This is a genomic window from Bacteroides ndongoniae, from assembly GCF_900108345.1.
Classification (GTDB): Bacteria; Bacteroidota; Bacteroidia; order Bacteroidales; family Bacteroidaceae; genus Bacteroides; species Bacteroides ndongoniae.
The window spans coordinates 440,946-457,984 of record NZ_FNVV01000012.1 but is presented as its reverse complement, the minus strand read 5'-3'; the positions used below and the strand labels follow the sequence as shown (position 1 = coordinate 457,984).

The 17,039-nt window shown below is 47.4% G+C and carries 11 protein-coding genes and 1 pseudogene; 2 read left to right on the top strand and 10 right to left on the bottom strand.

Annotated elements, in window-relative coordinates:
- Nucleotides 1–177 precede the first annotated feature (177 nt).
- From BQ5591_RS02130 to BQ5591_RS02120, 3 genes are read right to left on the bottom strand one after another with little or no spacing between them, the layout of a single operon-like run.
- On the bottom strand, nt 178–1,143 hold the full coding sequence (locus tag BQ5591_RS02130; protein WP_022162543.1) for a phosphatase PAP2 family protein: 966 nt from the start codon (nt 1,141–1,143) through the stop codon (nt 178–180).
- Nucleotides 1,134–2,144, bottom strand: coding sequence for an NAD-dependent epimerase/dehydratase family protein (locus BQ5591_RS02125; RefSeq protein ID WP_071148566.1), 1,011 nt, complete (start codon nt 2,142–2,144; stop codon nt 1,134–1,136). Before BQ5591_RS02125 ends, BQ5591_RS02130 begins: the two co-directional genes overlap by 10 nt.
- An 11-nt stretch (nt 2,145–2,155) precedes the next feature.
- Nucleotides 2,156–3,085, bottom strand: a complete 930-nt coding sequence (locus tag BQ5591_RS02120) for a cation diffusion facilitator family transporter (RefSeq protein WP_071148565.1) — start codon at nt 3,083–3,085, stop codon at nt 2,156–2,158.
- Nucleotides 3,086–3,357: 272 nt separating this feature from the next.
- Here BQ5591_RS02120 and rnr point away from each other — a divergent pair, with 272 nt between their 5' ends.
- Nucleotides 3,358–5,514: a ribonuclease R gene (gene rnr, locus BQ5591_RS02115; RefSeq protein WP_071148251.1), complete on the top strand. Its 2,157-nt coding sequence runs from the start codon at nt 3,358–3,360 to the stop codon at nt 5,512–5,514.
- 146 nt (nt 5,515–5,660) lie between these two features.
- On the opposite strand, the gene BQ5591_RS02110 is transcribed toward rnr, so the two are convergent.
- Complete coding sequence (locus BQ5591_RS02110) at nt 5,661–7,028, bottom strand: zinc-dependent metalloproteinase lipoprotein (protein ID WP_071148250.1); 1,368 nt, start codon at nt 7,026–7,028, stop codon at nt 5,661–5,663.
- A 154-nt stretch (nt 7,029–7,182) separates the two neighbouring features.
- Nucleotides 7,183–9,432 (bottom strand): hypothetical protein, encoded by a 2,250-nt coding sequence (locus tag BQ5591_RS02105; protein WP_071148249.1) that lies wholly within the window; start codon nt 9,430–9,432, stop codon nt 7,183–7,185.
- Nucleotides 9,433–9,774: 342 nt separating this feature from the next.
- Here BQ5591_RS02105 and BQ5591_RS02100 point away from each other — a divergent pair, with 342 nt between their 5' ends.
- Nucleotides 9,775–10,269: a pyridoxamine 5'-phosphate oxidase family protein gene (locus tag BQ5591_RS02100; RefSeq protein WP_071148248.1), complete on the top strand. Its 495-nt coding sequence runs from the start codon at nt 9,775–9,777 to the stop codon at nt 10,267–10,269.
- A gap of 214 nt (nt 10,270–10,483) precedes the next feature.
- Here BQ5591_RS02100 and BQ5591_RS02095 read toward each other — a convergent pair whose 3' ends face one another.
- From BQ5591_RS02095 to mutS, 5 genes and pseudogenes are all read right to left on the bottom strand, one after another.
- A complete protein-coding gene (locus tag BQ5591_RS02095; protein ID WP_083380850.1) occupies nt 10,484–12,406 on the bottom strand; it encodes a fimbrillin family protein in 1,923 nt (640 codons plus the stop codon).
- A gap of 603 nt (nt 12,407–13,009) precedes the next feature.
- Nucleotides 13,010–13,420, bottom strand: a pseudogene (locus tag BQ5591_RS22260) (IS66 family transposase); the annotation flags it as partial.
- 90 nt (nt 13,421–13,510) lie between these two features.
- Nucleotides 13,511–13,843, bottom strand: a complete 333-nt coding sequence (gene tnpB, locus BQ5591_RS02085; protein WP_071148245.1) for an IS66 family insertion sequence element accessory protein TnpB — start codon at nt 13,841–13,843, stop codon at nt 13,511–13,513.
- Entirely contained in the window at nt 13,837–14,199 is a 363-nt protein-coding gene (locus BQ5591_RS02080) for a hypothetical protein (RefSeq protein ID WP_071148244.1), read from the bottom strand. The genes tnpB and BQ5591_RS02080 overlap by 7 nt, the downstream gene beginning before the upstream one ends.
- Nucleotides 14,200–14,318: 119 nt before the next feature.
- Complete coding sequence (mutS, locus tag BQ5591_RS02075; protein WP_071148243.1) at nt 14,319–16,937, bottom strand: DNA mismatch repair protein MutS; 2,619 nt, start codon at nt 16,935–16,937, stop codon at nt 14,319–14,321.
- Between the last annotated feature and the right edge of the window lie 102 nt (nt 16,938–17,039).

Here is a 17,039-nt window from a genome sequence, read left to right as displayed (position 1 = left end):
GTCCGGTCGGAGAAGCCCACGCATTTTGCCCGAAAAGCCCTCGTGTTTTGTCTCAAAAGGCCACGTGTTTTGCTTGAAAAGCCCACGCGTTTTGAGAAGAAAGTCTGGGCATTTTGAATGAAAACCCACGGGGTTTTGAAATGAAAGATTCCGAAGGAGTTTCTTAGCACATTGGCATCAGCGGAACATTGGCTGCTCGAACCAGCGTTTATACATCCATGTCGTCAAAACGTAAAGTCCGAAAGCCGAAATAAAGCCCGCTATGGCATCGATCAGGTAGTGAGCCTGAATGTATACCGTCGCACAGCACAGAAGCACGTAGAAAGGCATCAGACAAGCGAAAAGCCAACGGCTGCCACGCCACGCCATAATCATCAGAATGGTAGAAATGCCTACATGCGACGACGGGAAAGCGGCGGTAGGACGTTCGCCAACCCGTTGCGAGCTCTCTACGAGGTTATAGAAAAAGCCATGTTCGTAGCCCGGACCGGGCAACAACTCCTGATTATGATTGAAATAGTCGCCAATAGCCGGAAAAACTCCCTGAAGGGCATTGTCCATACCGATAGCCGGAAAATAGAACTGCGGTCCTGCTACAGGCACAAAAATGTAGAAGAAATAGTAAAGGAAAAAGGAGGAAATGATGACGAACGATACTTTTTCCAACAGGTCGAAGCGATGAATGAAGTACCACAACACGATGACCAACATCATGGGATAATAGAAAAAATAGCCCATATTGAGCGGCTCGCTCACCCACATGTAAGGCAGCCGCTCGGCAAACCAGATGGCTGGTTGTCCGCCAAACAGCCATTGTTCGGCCGAGGCAAAGATGTGGTCAAGATTGGGAAAAAGACGGTTGAACTCGTAAGTATCCGGATACCAGTAAGACAACAGCGCCATCTGTATCGTTACACGTATGAATGCAGAAAACTTACAAGGTGCCAGCCGGTAAAGATACATCAACAGGAATGTCATACCTGCTATCAGCGCACGGTCGCCCAGCATGCGTAGCGGGTGATCTAACTGCTGATACAGAAAGAGTATCAGTATCGACGTCAGCAGGTTGTAGATAAGCGATACTTTCTCTATTGCAAACAGTCCCTTACGGGTATCTACCATCTTGAATATATCTAAAGCCATCCTTCCTTCTTATACCAGGCAATGGTCTCCCTCACACCACGGTCCAGGTCGTAAGCGGGCCGATAGCCCAGCTCGCGAACGGCGGGAGTAATGTCGCACTGCCAGTTGCGTTGTTTCATTATATTATACTTGTCACGGTTGAGCGTGCTCGCTGTATTCCTAAGCCGCGCCCAACGCTCAGCGAGCAAAGATACAACTTTCAACAGAAATAACGGACATCGGATGCGAATAATCAGCGGATTACCCAATTCGCGACATATCAGGTCGGAAAAGGTACGGCTGGCATACACCTGCCCATCAGACAAGAAATAGGCACGTCGTGACACCTGACGCTCGATGCCCAGAAAGACAGCCTGCACAACATCCTTCACATAGACGAAAGTCAAGTCCTGCCGACGATACCCCACCGAGAAGTCGGTATGCCGCTTGATAGACTCAGCCATCAGGAAATAATCGCGCTCGCGAGGTCCGTAAACCCCTGTAGGACGGTAGAACACATAAGGAAAGTCTTCCAGTCCCATCAGATATTGTTCAGCCTTCAACTTGCTGCGTCCGTATGCGGTATTGGGTTGGGGAGTATCCGCCTCGCGGATAGGCTCGTACGTATCTTCGTGGATAGGGCCGAAGACACTTAGCGTACTGATGAAAGCAAACTGCTGCGGCACCATATCAAGACGAAGCAGCGTATCGGCAAACGCACGAGTCTGTTCGTAGTTCACACGGTCGAAATCGGCCTGATTGATGCATTTGGTAGCTCCGGCACAATGAATGATGTAATCGAACGATCCATGAACTTCACGATGAGCCTTAAGCTGACTGGACAGGCGGTCGGCATGTGCAAAGTCCAGTTCCAGAAAGTGCAGTTCAGGCTGTTGCAGGTATTTCCGGCTACTCGATGCCCGGATTCCGGCCCAGGTGTCAAATCCCCGGCGTAACGCTTCTTCTACCAGAAAACTACCAATAAAGCCACTGGCACCCGTAATCAAAATCGATTTTTTCATTCTTTCCATAATCATTTTACTGGTTCTACATGAATATTGATGTATGTACGGTTGCCAAACTCACTCTTCAGACGGTTTTCGATAGCCGTAGCAGTATGATGCGCTTCTTCCAACGAGATTTTTCCGTCCATACGGATATGCACCTCGATGGCATAACTGTTGCCTATCCGGCGTGTACGCAAGTGATGCGGAGCGGAAACTCCCGGAAAAGAAAGAATTTCCTGCTTGATTTTGTCCTCTACCTCGGCAGGCAACGACTTCTCCAGCAGTTCTTCGATACAAGGTACCAGTAACTGAATGGCTACCTTCATGATGAAGAAGCTGACTACCACAGCTGCCAACGGGTCAAGGATCAGCCAACGATCACCCAGCAAAATAGCACCACCGATGCCAATAGCCGTACCGATAGACGAAAGTGCATCACTGCGATGGTGCCAGGCATTGGCAACCACAGCCTGCGAATTCAGCTTGCGCCCTTTGAAAGCCGTATACTGATAGAGTAATTCCTTAAAAAGGATAGATACCAATGCCGCCCACAAAGCCAGCATACCCGGTTCCTGAAGCTCACCTCCCTGCCAGAAACTCCAAATGGAAGTAGCTCCATTCCACAAAATACCAAAACCAACAAACAGCAATATCAGGCCGATAATGGCTGTAGCCAGCGTCTCGTACTTGCCATGACCGTAGTCATGTCCCTCGTCTTCAGGCTTCGACGAAATGCGTACAAAGACGATCACAATGATGTCCGTTACAAAGTCGGACAACGAATGAACGGCATCGGCCAGCATGGCCGCACTATGCCCGCACACACCTGCCACAAACTTAAAAACAAGCAACAGCAGATTGACCACACTTCCTATCAGCGTCACCCGATAGATGCCCGACTCGCGGACAGACTCTTCGGTGCTTTTTTCTTTCTGACTCAATAATTGCGAACTCATAACGAAATCCATTAAAAGGAGGAGCAAAGATACGACAATTCCGCAACCAGCGACTTTCTGCATCCCCAAAATCTGCACATCGGCAAGAATTTAGAGCCTTTCTGAACTACCGAATGCAATTGTTTGTTATCTTTGTTTCACGAAGATAGGAGGCGGTTCGGCATAACCAAATCTGAAAAACTTTGTTTTTCGTTTGTCTCTGCTCTTACCTTTCACTATCTTTGTACTATACAGTGAAAGGGCTATTCCCCACCTAAATAAACAATTGAATTATGGGAAAGAAAAAAGAAAAAAAAGAGAAGAAAGCCGGCAAACGGATGAGTAAAAAAGAACTTGTCAAAGTATTGCTTGACCTCTTCCATCAGAAACAAGGCGAAGTATTACCGCTCAAATACATTTTCGACCAGCTCCATCTGACTACACACCCGCTGAAAATGCTGTGCATAGACATCTTGCACGAATTGCAGGAAGACGACTATATCAACGAAACGGATAAAAACAAATTCAAACTCAATACCCACGGCGTGGAAATGACCGGTACTTTCCAACGTAAAAGCAACGGAAAGAACTCCTTCATCCCCGACGACGGAGGAGATCCCATCTTTATTGCCGAACGCAATTCGGCTCACGCCATGGCAGGCGACAAGGTGAAAATCGCTTTCTATGCCAAACGTCGCGGACGTGAAGCCGAGGGCGAGGTAATCGAAATCCTTGAACGGGCTAACGACACCTTTGTAGGCACACTTGAAGTGTCCAAATCGTATGCCTTCCTCGTCACCGAAAACCGTACCCTGGCCAACGACATCTTCATACCGAAAGACAAGCTGAAAGGCGGGAAAAGCGGCGACAAAGCCATCGTGAAAGTCATCGAATGGCCCGATAAGGCAAAGAATCCCATCGGACAAGTCATCGACATACTGGGACGTGCCGGCGATAACAATACCGAAATGCACGCCATTCTGGCCGAATACGGCTTACCCTACACCTATCCGACAGCTGTAGAAAAAGCTGCCGACCGCATCCCCGACGAAATACCAGCCGAGGAGATAGCCCGCCGCGAAGACTTCCGGCAGGTAACAACCTTTACCATCGACCCCAAAGATGCCAAAGACTTCGACGATGCTCTGTCCATCCGCAAACTGGAGAACGGCCTGTGGGAAGTCGGCGTACACATTGCCGACGTGACCCACTACGTCAAGGAAGGTAGCATCATCGACAAGGAAGCCGAGAAACGTGCTACTTCTGTCTACCTGGTGGACCGCACCATACCGATGCTGCCCGAGCGCCTGTGCGACTACATCTGTTCCCTGCGCCCCGATGAAGAGAAACTGGCCTACTCCGTCATCTTCCAGATGAACGACAAAGCCGAAGTCATCAACTCGCGCATCGTGCATACCGTCATCAAAAGTAACCGCCGCTTCACCTACGAAGAAGCCCAGCAGACCATCGAGACAGGTGAAGGCGACTACAAGGAAGAAATTCTAGAATTAGACCGACTGGCCAAGCTGTTGCGCGAGAAACGCTTTGCTGCCGGTGCCATCAACTTCGACCGCTACGAAGTGAAGTTCGAAATCGACGAGAAAGGTAAGCCGATCAGTGTGTATTTCAAAGTTTCGAAAGACGCCAATAAGCTGGTCGAAGAATTCATGCTGCTAGCCAACCGGACAGTGGCTGAACGCATCGGACGTGTACCCAAAGGAAAGAAAGCCAAAGTATTCCCCTACCGTATTCACGACCTGCCCGATCCCGAAAAGCTAGACAATCTGGCGCAATTCATCGCCCGATTCGGCTACAAACTGCGTACTTCGGGCACCAAAGTCGACGTATCGAAATCTATTAATCACTTGCTGGACGACATTCAGGGAAAGAAAGAAGAAAACCTGATAGAAACCGTCTCAATACGGGCCATGCAGAAAGCCCGTTACTCGGTACACAACATCGGCCACTACGGACTGGCATTCGACTATTACACGCACTTCACCTCGCCCATCCGACGCTATCCCGACATGATGGTTCACCGCCTGCTTACCAAATATATAGACGAAAACGGACGTACCGTCAGCGAGAAGAAATACGAAGCTCTGTGCGAACACTCCAGTGCCATGGAACAACTGGCAGCCAATGCCGAACGGTCGAGCATCAAATACAAGCAAGTAGAATTTATGACCGAACGGTTGGGTCAGGTGTACGACGGCGTTATATCGGGTGTCACCGAATGGGGACTTTATGTAGAACTGAACGAGAACAAATGTGAAGGAATGATTCCTATCCGCGACCTGGACGACGACTATTACGAGTTTGATGAAAAGAACTACTGCCTGCGCGGACGCCGTAAGAACCGTACTTATAGTTTGGGCGACCCCATCACCATACGCGTAGCACGCGCCAATCTGGAAAAGAAACAACTGGATTTTGCTTTGGAAGAATAAGAGCAGAAACAACAAAGCCTGCTATCTTCCTGCCTTAGCAAACCTTATACATAACAAAAGCAGCCGTTTCCGCGGATGAAACCAATGGTTTCTTTTCGGGAAACGGCTGCTTTATTTTTCAGCCTTAACAGGCAAAGACCTTATTTTTACTTATTATTAGTCACAATCAGACCACGGGGACCGCAGTTAGATACAGAGAAAGGCAGATCCATCGGAGCGTCGGAAACAGCCTTTGTGCTCAGGTAAGCACGTGTCTGCTTCGGACCCGGTATCATCGGGCTGTAGTCGAGCACGTGACGAACACGCAGACGCTGGTCGGCTGTGAACTCGTCCAGATAGCTGTAAGCGTAGTCCATGATGTTGTGTGAAACAAATTCCTCGTCTTGGCAGGTTGTACGTTTGAACAAGCTTTCCCAATCGAACTTGTTGGCATAATCGGCATTATAGTTCATCAACTGATAAGTCTGATTCACAAACATATCATAACTGCTTTTGTCATAGCTCTTAGTGTCTTCGCAGAAGTCTGTATCCAGACAGCCAATCTGTGCTTCCGAGAAAGTATGGCGTAAGCCAAAGTAATGACCCAGCTCGTGTGCCAGCGTGATGCTACCTGAAACTTGCTTAGTGATGAGTTCTTTATAATTTTCAGGAGCAAACGGAGTAAATGCATCTTCCACATTACCCATATAAGAATTGTTGATGGACACGCCACGTACGTAATTCAAATTAGCCAACGTAATATTCATATCTTCAAGAACGTCTGTTCCCTCAAGAGGATGCGACTTCGTAGTATAAGGGAAGGTAGATATACCCAAAATGTTAGAAGCAGAAGACGAAAAACGATATACAAGGATGTTCACGTAATCGTTGGGCTCCCATAAGAAGTGTACATACTTGCGCGTATCGTCTTCCATAACATCGGTCGGATCCAAGTCGGCAGTCAGCCATTTTACACGGTCGATACCCGGTTCTTCCAATCGGTTACCCTGGGGGTCGAACTCGGCAGGAACAAATTCCATATTCAGATCGACCGTTGTTTCCGCTCCTGCATTCTGGTACATCTTGTTCACCTCGTCCAGCATGGCATATATTTCATCAGCGGGAATATTCTGTTTAGGGTCATTCTCATCAGCATAGATGATATGAAATACGATGGGAAGTTTGTATTTCAGTTCCTGTCCGTCAGGAATAGCCTGCTGGCTAAAGGTGATGGTATGCTGTTCGCCCTGAGCTTCGATTACCACTTGTGCTGTACGTGCAGCTCCCAAGTTAGCTTCTACCTCTACCGACAATGTACGGCTACCCACACCTTCTGACTTCGATACACGACACCAGTCGGCTTGACTGACGGCCGTCCATTCTACATTCGTATTCATTTCAATATCGAAGACTCCACCTTCGTAAGAAATCTCCTTGAACTCGTTTTGCGATACGGTCATCAGCGCATCGTCGTCGCTACATCCTGCCAACAACAGACAGAAGAATGGCAACAGATATAATAATTTCAGTTTCATATTGTTCTATTTAGACAGCCTTATACGCCTGTTTTCTCCTGATTGAAGAAATGACAAAAGTGTAAAACCATCAATTTTTAATATCTATATATGCTTCACGTTTTACCAATGCCATTGCCCTCCCGTGCTCACGAAGGACAATGGACATGGATTTTTATTTTTTCACTGAACGTACAACCGGCAGATAACCGTCAACCGGGAATGCCGTCGGATAGAAGTCTGAGGTATCCGTCTTGCTGACAGCCTTGTTCATCACTCCATAGCGATAGGGCACTTGTACAACAGGCTTCTGAGCTTTTGCTTCCTCTTGCTTATTCTGAGGCATAATGGCACGGAATAATGAACGGGTATTCTCTGCTTCGCCAGCTTTCACCAATTCTTTCAGTTCGTCGATAGTACCAGCGCCTTCTTTTGTCATTACAGGTATTTCCATACGCGCTACCTTACCTTCTACCTGATTTTTGTCTTTTGCATAAGCAAAGCTGTAATACAACGTATTCCAATCGCACATGATGAAACGATAACTGTCAGTCAGTTCGGTCCAAGGAGTTGCATAGTATTGGATAATATCGATGTCCGGCAAAGAAACAGGATCCAACTCATCTATTTCTTCTGCATCATAGATAACACTGAACCAAGCATCTTTAGCCTCTGCCGACTTCGTATATTTCATAGCCAGGATAACACGTCCTGCTGTCTTATCAGGCAAACCGAATACCAGTCCGTTTTCTTCGTCACCGTCGAAATAACCTAAGATTTCGGCCGATACCGTCGCATCGGAAAGTCCAGGAACAGTGACAATGGATTTTTGTTCGTGAACGGCTGCTACCTTACCATCAGGCGATAGAGCAAACGAACATACGGTATATGATGTGCCTTCCTTAAGATCCTGATATACACCTGCACTCTTTAGTCCCGGACAATAGCTGGTGTTGCTATAGAGGAACGAAGTCATTGTCATACCCGGATTCCACATCACGTTCATATTGTATTGGTTAATAACATCCATTTCAACCATGTCAATGTATGTTTCCTTGTCAAATTGGTCATCGGGTACCAGAACACTTGTGTAAGGCACTGTCAGATCAGACGGTTCAATGGTCAGTTCAATCCGATAAGGGGTAGCCACAACATCTTTGTAGCTGAAGGTTGTTTCTGCAGCATTGCCTCCTTCGGGAGTCTCAAAACGTTTCACTACGGGTTTGGTCGTAATGCCACGGTCGTAGCCGAAGACCAATACATAGTTCTTGCTATTGGGAATACAAGAAAGGTTAGGAACATCCTGCACACCCTTGTAAGTTCCCCAAGGCAAATTCAGGTTCGCCTGATTCTTCTCAACATAGTCGTTCATAAGTTCATCATCGGTCATGTTGATGTTTTCATCGGTAAAGGCATCCGAGAAGAATACATATTTCTCGTCGATGTAGGAAGGAACGACTTTCACATGAGCCGAAACAGCTGTAATGTTGTCAACCGTAACGTCAAAGGTCATTTTAGACAGGTCTTTCTGAGGCGTTGCAAAGTCACCCTTGCTTACGTCGGAACAAAGCACTACTTCGTCGCCATCATCGGTAGAAACAATCTTGAAAGCTGCTGCCATCCACTTGTACTCGGTATTGGCATTCAACCCTGTGAATTTCAGACCTACATCACCAGTATGCAATACCATGTCGAGTGCCTGCTCTACAATATCATCAGTCAACTGTCCGCCTTCGGGAACCAACTGAATAAAAATAGATTGCAGTTCTTGTTCCAACAGCGTGATAACGATGCTTTCGTCATCATAATTACCGCTAGCGATGGCGCCTTCGTAACTGGACTTCGAAATACCCGAGAAGTACCATTTAACGTTCTTGTCAGACGGTTTGATGTCGAATACTGCCGATTGTGCATCCAACATTTCAGGAACAACCACAACATCGAAAGTACAATCGATGTGTTCAGTCTTCATCGTCTGGAAGAACAAATATTCTGCCTTGTCGGCTGCACGTGTGCCGTCTACAGCGAACACTACCAACTCGTAGATGCGGCCGGGCAAGAGGTTTTCTACTTTCAGGTTGCTCTGATCGCCGGTATAAGTCAGCGAAGCAACATATTGCTCAAACGGAGTACCTTTGGCTTCGGCCTGTTTCTTCAGGTCGTTCATCAAATAGTTGGGTAACTCACCTTTGGCAACATTGTCAACGGTCTTTTTGTCTACATAGAGACACAGATAAGGAATGGTGGCATCGGATGCCTTCACACCGAACGAATAGGTAGAAGTGGTGGCTTCGCCTCCGGTCAGTGTCAGTACTTGCTTGCTCAAGTCCAGATAGGAACAAGTGTTGTCATCGTCATCGCTACATGCAGTGAAGAGGAACACGGCCAGCAAGCTGAACAGTGAAATAAGGTCTTTGACTTTCATGTAAGTTTTAATAATTAATTATTTTTTATCAAAAAGGAAAGCAGGCCTGCGCGCCAAGGTCTGCTTTCACTTTATATATCGTGCAAACGTAAGCACTAATTAAGGAACGACAAAGAAATTGGTTAAAAAAAAGCCGTCAAGGCTGAAAAAGGAGAAAATTAAGCTTCTTATACAAAAATTATGCCAACAACAAAGATTCAAGAAGAAAAAACGAAAAACTGCAAGCCCGATAACGATATATTGGAGAAAGCATACTAATGTCTACTATTTTCGCCGATTTGGTAAACTAAGACACTTGCTTTTTCCATACAATCGTGTAACTTTGCCACAAAACATAAGATTATGAAGACAATCTGTATCACCGACCCGAAAGAGATAGAAGGCATCATACGCAAATGCCCTTATTGTACCGTAGGACTTACCGACCTGAACGGGAATCCTTACGTTATCCCCATGAACTTCGCCTACGACGCTTCGAAGGGCGAACACGGCACCATCTTCCTGCACTCCGGTCCCGAAGGAAGCAAACTGGACATGGTGCAACAGCATCCGACCGTCTGCATCAGTTTCTGCGAAGGTCACGAACTGGTGTACATGCACCAGCAGGTAGCCTGTAGCTATAGTATGAAGAGCCGTAGCGTGATGTGCCGCGGACAGGTACGTTTCATCGATGACATGGACGAGAAACGTCGCGTGCTCGACCTCTTCATGGAGCATTACACACAGAACAAGTGCGGGTATTCTGACCCGGCTGTACGCAACGTTAAAATCTGGGAGATTCCCGTTGAAGAGATTTGCTGCAAGTCGTTTGGACTCCGACCGAGCGAAGTGCAATAACGGGAGCGTTTGCCTGTACACATCCGGCCTATGATTTCCCCCGCCACAGACGTGTCTCTGTACGTCTGTGGCGGGGGATTTGTATGGCTTTTGTAGGACACTTGTACGGCTCGCGAGAAACACTTGCACGGCTCGCGAGCCACACAAGTGTCCCACAAATGTATTGCAAGTGTCCTACAAACGCCTTACAAACAAGCCTTTAGAAAAGCATAAATTACTCTTTGACGCAACGGATGGAAAGCGCCTTATAATAGTCGCCACGAGTGGAAAGAGTGGAAGACATCACAAACCCTTCATCGCTGCCCGTCAAGAAAACAGTCTGTTCGGGAAGCGTTCCGTCCGCTTCCATTGTCCAGTAGCCCACCATCTTATAGGCAGACTGATGGCTGCTCTTAATCCAAGTTCCTACCGGATAGGCATTGAAGCCAGTCAGTCCCGAATGTGAAGCAGTCGTTTCTCCCAAATCGAGCGGTTCCCATTTGCTGGAAGCGGCTTTCAGCAATCCGGCCTCGCCGTTCAGGTATTTTTTCAGTTTCGTCCAGTCCTCGGTCGAAGGTATTCGCCACCCGTCCGGGGTGATGTCGTTGGCTAACAGGGCTTCACCGTTGTAGAAGCGAATACCGTCCTTGTCGTCTGGCTGAAAATAACCCGTCACTTTGTCCTCCAGGTTAGTTTGCCGCTCAATGGGCGTACCGTCCTTATAGCTGACGGCACACAAGTCCTGCCTCATCCAATACTGCGTACCGATCTTTACTACTGAATAAGTATCCAGCTTACCGGCCCGCATATCACGCAAACGATAGCCTACTACGTTGACTTTCATACAGGTTTCTGGCTTGACATCAACAACAATCGACTGTTTTTCGTCCAGATACAACGTCTCGACAGGCGCCGAAGTTCCGGCCGTATAAGCGAATGTATTGCGCTCCGCATCCCAGCTGACCTTACCTCCATGCACTTCGCCAGTCTGCCCTATCAGTTGCAAGACAACACCCTGCGTAAGGTCTGTCACTTCGTTCTTCACCGGATAGGCAACGATAGCCTGCGAAGCAATCTCGTCGGCTTCGGAAACAAGATATTCCTTACAAATCTCGGCCACGGTTCTTCCGTTGTTGTAAAGCCGGTAAACACTAGAGGTACCGAACGACAATGCAGCGATATGCACCTCGCCCGTTTGCAGCGATCCTTCGGTTTCTTCCTGCTTGGTCGTTTCGCCCCACTCTTCCACTTCGCCTACAATTCCGGCAAGCGTACGGTTTTCCACTTCCGCCATTTTAATCTGAATAGCCCGCTGCGTGTTACCCTCAAGGGTTACTGCCGAGATAGGACAAGTATACAGAATGCCCTTCCACTCGATGACAACCGACTGGCTTTCCGGGTCTGCTTCCTGCGGAATCACAATCACATCCTTACCGGTCAGCCGGTCACTATCTTTTTTCCATTTGCCAGAAACGACGATGTCCGACTTCCCTTCCGGACTGCTCACCTCGCCCGACTTCAGGTCGTAATGGGCTTTCGTGTAAAATCCGGTTACAATCACCTTCGGATTGTCCTGATAGATTTCGTCCAAATTCGCACCTTCTCCGGGAATCAACTCAATGTTCAGCTTGCTCATGCGATGTTTGAAGGTCAGCGAAACCGCCGCACTGCTGCTTTTCACCCCAGTTTTGGTAGCCACCAGGAAGTCGGAAGCCGAACGGTTTTCCGCAGTACTCTGGTCAGCCAGTACAGATACCGGAATTACCGTCGATCCCGCTTCTACACCCGCCTGGCTGTAAGGATAGTAAGCCAGAAAGTCCAATGATCCGTCGCCTTCGGGATAAAACACTTCCCGTTCGGGGATAAGTGTCGAAGTACCGTTATGCTCCAGCCGCAGGTTGTCGATGTAACGATAACCATCGATAGACGCTCCGCCCATAGTGGCAAACAAGCCGATACGGTCGCCCGTCTCGAAGCCGCTGTTACCCACACGGGTGACAGTCGATGCCTTACTTACTTTTGCAGAGAAACTGATTGGGATATTGCTTTCTGCAACGTCTTCATCACCAATCTGATTGACACATGCCGCCGACAGACAGAGTACGGCCAGGCAAGAAAAACCGCGTACAGCGGATTTTAGCATTGTACTGCTTCTCATAATAATAAATATTAGGGTTAATAAATAGTATCAGCTACTACAATTATCATCGATACAGAAACCGGCTCTTTTCCTTTAGGAGAGAACGTGCAGAAAATAAGCTATAGAAAAAAGTACAAATGCCTTTAAAAACCGATTACGTCTGTCTTTCAAAAAATAAATGCCTCTCTCTAATTTGCCTGCATCCCATCACATCGGGTTCATGTGGCGGCAAATATAGACTAAAAAAAATGAATAATGCAAAGAAATGTGGAAAAATCGTTCAAAAAAGAAAGAAAATAATCCTATCAACCCGAACAAATCAGATTAAAATGTATCAAAAAAAGTAAGTTTCCAATTTTAGGGTACCCCCTTTTAGACGGGCGCCAGCAGGCACCCGTCTAAAAAAGAGTCCACAAATTTAACGATTATTATTTGCATATTGTCATGGGAAGAAGGTTTTCGTAATCCGTTCTTCCCTTTTTTAATTCTCTGAGCAGCCTGCAGAAGTAATCCCTGAAGGAGACTCCTGCCTGTTTGCAGGTTTCTATAAAGGTATTATAGATTGCGGAGTTCTGTATTCCCTTCACACTTCCGAAGAACAGGCTGTTCTTTCGTTGGANGGTCAATGCCTTTAAGGCTTTTGGATGAAGCGTAAGTCTGGTTATTCATAAGTGAAAGACGCTCGACAAGGGCGTTATGCTTTTTCTCAAGCTTTTTGTATTCCTTGTCGCGGAGCTTGCATTCAATGGCAGCCTTCTCAGCCTTGCTGTTTGCCTTAAGCAGGGCATCTGTAAGGGAATCAATCTTACGGTTGGCGTCCTTCAGGTCTTTTCCTATTTCATCAAGTCGTGCTATCATTTCATCAAGCTGCTTGCTCTTGTTCTGATTCTCTTCAAACAGGAACAGGGCGAACCTCTTTATCTGCTCATTATCCATACCTTCAAGGGGTGTATGCTCCTTTTCAGGCCTGTTCATCATCTCTTCAAGATGCTTCTGTCTGAGTATGTGTTCTATGAGTTCCTCTGTTTCCATGTTCTCTAAATTTTATGTAAAGATACTCATTTTCAGTGAGATACGCAAATATTCAGAGAACTTTTATCGCTGATTTTCAGAGTTTTATCATTAAATTTTTATGCTCGTTATTACCGGAGTTTCAAGTATTGTGACCAGGTCTTTCCAGTCTATCTTATACACTGTCACATCGTCCTTACGCTCTATTTTCATGAACTTATAACCCTTAATGAAGGACTTCTCATGAAGGTAGTAGGCATTCCGCTCATAGTGTATCATACGAACCTTACGCTGGTCTTTCGACATAAACATGTAAACGTCTCCGCTCAGCGGATCTCGGTGATACCTGCCGCGGATTATCTCGCATATACGCTGGGCCTTACATCTCATATCGTGAAGTTCAGGAAGATAATAGAAGTTATGCAGTCCGTTAATACTTAGCATAAGCCCTCCAGTTTCTCCACCAGTGTTTTCAGCCCCTGATAGTCTAAGCCTTTCTTCTGTATGCACAAACCCTCACGGGTTCTAATCGTTACCATGATGCTCCCTTTATGGGGAGATGTACGTTTAGACTTGCCTTTAGTAACATCCTGTTCTTCATTGCCTGCCTGGATCAACTCTTCAGGAATACCTTCCACTTCTACAGGTACAACTTTCTTCTGTGTCTTCTTGAACCAGTCATAGAATGCCGTGTAAGGAATGTTGTTGCTAATACAGAATGAGTTGATGGAAACTCCTTTGGGTTCGCCCTCGGTCTTGTAGAGGAACCACAGTCTTTCAAAATCTTTTTCGCTAAACATAATCTTTCGAGTTTTAAGTTTAGCACGAAGCTAAGGGAAAGGGACATACTAGTCAATACGCCAATTTTGGAAGCTTACTCAAAAAAAAAGTTTATCAATATAATAAAAGGGAAGCCTGATTACTTCCCTTTCACTATTCGTTTGATGTCATTCAGCTTGTTCAGCGCTTCGAGTGGCGTCAGATTATTTACGTCGAGGTTCAGAATCTCATCGCGTATCTGGCACAACACCGGATCGTCGAGCTGAAAGAAGCTGAGCTGCATGCCAGCTGCCGAAGAAGCACCTTCGGTAATCTTCTTTCCACCCACCGATCCTGTCTGTCGGTTCTCGGCTTCCAGCTGCTTCAGTATTTCGTCGGCACGTTTCACAATGCTCTTCGGCATACCTGCCATCTTAGCCACGTGGATACCAAAGGAATGCTCGCTTCCGCCACGCTCCAACTTGCGAAGGAAAATCACCTTATTATCCACTTCCTTCACCGCCACGTTGTAGTTCTTGATCCGTTTGAAGCTCTTCTCCATCTCGTTCAGTTCGTGGTAGTGCGTGGCAAACAGGGTACGGGCACGGGCGCGGGGATGTTCGTGGATGTACTCCACAATGGCCCAGGCTATCGAAATACCATCGTAGGTCGAAGTACCACGCCCCAATTCATCAAACAATACCAGACTGCGTGCCGAAAGATTGTTCAGAATATCGGCCGCCTCATTCATCTCGACCATAAACGTCGACTCGCCCACCGAGATATTGTCGCTGGCTCCTACACGGGTGAAGATTTTGTCCACCAGTCCGATGTGGGCACTCTCGGCCGGAACAAAACTGCCAACCTGTGCCATCAGCGTGATCAGCGCCGTCTGGCGCAACAACGCCGACTTACCGGCCATGTTCGGACCCGTAATGATAATAATCTGCTGAGTGCTGCTGTCCAGCATTACGTCGTTGGCAATGTACTTCTCTCCGATGGGCAACTGTTTTTCGATGACCGGATGCCTTCCCTGATGAATCTCCAGCACATCGTCGTCGGCAATGACAGGGCGGATATAGTTGTTTTCGCGAGCTACGTTGGCAAACGAAAGCAGACAATCCAGACGGGCTATCTGGTTGGCATTGATCTGAATGGCAGGGATAAACTCGGTAAGCGCCTGCACCAGTTCGGTATAGATCTGTGTTTCCAGAATCAGAATCTTGTCTTCTGCTCCCAATATCTTTTCCTCGTATTCCTTCAGCTCCTGCGTGATGTAACGTTCGGCATTGACCAGCGTCTGCTTGCGTATCCACTCCTGCGGTACCTTGTCCTTATGCACGTTGCGCACCTCGATGTAATAGCCGAAAACATTGTTGTACCCGATTTTCAGACTGGGGATGCCAGTCAGCTCGCTTTCACGTTGCTGTACCTGCAACAGGTAGTCTTTACCACTGTAGGCTATTTCGCGGAGTTCGTCAAGTTCAGCATTTACGCCCTGTTTGATGACTCCCCCCTTGTTCACCAGCAACGGAGGATCGTTGTTGATTTCGCGGTCAATACGGTCGCGGATAGACTGGCAAATGTTCAGTTGTTCGCCAATGCGGTTCAGACTGGCATTATCGGCTTCCATACAAGCCGTTTTGATAGGCTCAATGGCCTGCAAAGCCACTTTCAAAGCTACCACTTCACGCGGGGAAACACGGCCGACGGCTACTTTGGAGATAATGCGCTCCAAATCGCCTATCAAATGAAGCTGTTCTTCAATCAGTTCCTTGAAGTCGGGTTGGCGGAAGAAATACTCCACCACATTCAGACGGTCGTTGATAGGCTGTACGTCCTTCAGCGGGAATACCAGCCAACGCCTCATCAGGCGGGCTCCCATCGGGCTGATGGTCTTGTCGATAACATTCAGCAAACTGCTTCCTCCATCGTTCATCGAACCCATCAACTCCAGACTGCGTACCGTAAACTTGTCCAGGCGGACATACTTGTCCTCCTCAATCCGCGCCAGCGAAGTGATGTGGGCAATCTGTGTGTGTTGCGTCATGATGAGGTATTGCAAGATGGCTCCCGAAGCAATAATACCATTCTTCAGATGCTCTACGCCGAAACCTTTTAGGTTCTTCACCTCGAAATGCTTCAGCAACTTCTCACGGGCAGTCGTTTCCGTAAAAATCCAGTCATCCAGCTCGAACGTGAAAAACTTGTTCCCGAAATTCCCTTCAAACATACCACGCTTACCTCTTTCAAACAATACCTCCTTCGGAGCAAAGTTATTCAGCAACTTGTCTACATAGTCGAAAGGACCTTCGGCCGTAAGGAACTCTCCGGTCGAAATATCCAGGAAGGCCACGCCACAGGCACCTTTTCCGAAATGTACGGCAGCAAGAAAATTATTCTCCCTATAGTTCAGCACGTTGTCGTTGATCGACACGCCCGGAGTTACCAGCTCCGTGATTCCCCGCTTCACCAGCTTCTTGGTCAGTTTCGGGTCTTCCAGCTGGTCGCAAATCGCCACCCGCTTGCCGGCACGAATCAGCTTGGGCAAATAGGTGTCGAGTGCATGGTGGGGGAATCCGGCCATCTCAATGGTCTTCCCCTTGCCATTGGCACGCTTGGTCAGCGTAATACCCAATATCTCCGAAGCAACAATGGCATCGGTCGAATAAGTTTCATAGAAGTCCCCGCAACGAAACAGCATCACAGCATCGGGATGCTTCGCCTTCAGGTCGAGAAACTGTTTCATCATCGGAGTAAGGACAATATCTTCTTGCATGATATGTTTTTTTGAATTCTCGATTTATTGAAATATCCAAGTGCCGGACGCACGATGACTTGCCGGAGTATACCCCACCCTGCCATCCGTTTCGGCAACTTC

Coding starts and splice junctions, on each gene's coding strand:
- rnr (WP_071148251.1), top strand. CDS start 3,358: ATGGGAAAGAAAAAAGAAAAAAAAGAGAAGAAAGCCGGCAAACGGATG.
- BQ5591_RS02095 (WP_083380850.1), bottom strand. CDS start 12,406: ATGAGAAGCAGTACAATGCTAAAATCCGCTGTACGCGGTTTTTCTTGC.
- BQ5591_RS02125 (WP_071148566.1), bottom strand. CDS start 2,144: ATGAAAAAATCGATTTTGATTACGGGTGCCAGTGGCTTTATTGGTAGT.
- BQ5591_RS02120 (WP_071148565.1), bottom strand. CDS start 3,085: ATGAGTTCGCAATTATTGAGTCAGAAAGAAAAAAGCACCGAAGAGTCT.
- tnpB (WP_071148245.1), bottom strand. CDS start 13,843: ATGCTAAGTATTAACGGACTGCATAACTTCTATTATCTTCCTGAACTT.
- BQ5591_RS02100 (WP_071148248.1), top strand. CDS start 9,775: ATGAAGACAATCTGTATCACCGACCCGAAAGAGATAGAAGGCATCATA.
- mutS (WP_071148243.1), bottom strand. CDS start 16,937: ATGCAAGAAGATATTGTCCTTACTCCGATGATGAAACAGTTTCTCGAC.
- BQ5591_RS02080 (WP_071148244.1), bottom strand. CDS start 14,199: ATGTTTAGCGAAAAAGATTTTGAAAGACTGTGGTTCCTCTACAAGACC.
- BQ5591_RS02130 (WP_022162543.1), bottom strand. CDS start 1,143: ATGGCTTTAGATATATTCAAGATGGTAGATACCCGTAAGGGACTGTTT.
- BQ5591_RS02110 (WP_071148250.1), bottom strand. CDS start 7,028: ATGAAACTGAAATTATTATATCTGTTGCCATTCTTCTGTCTGTTGTTG.
- BQ5591_RS02105 (WP_071148249.1), bottom strand. CDS start 9,432: ATGAAAGTCAAAGACCTTATTTCACTGTTCAGCTTGCTGGCCGTGTTC.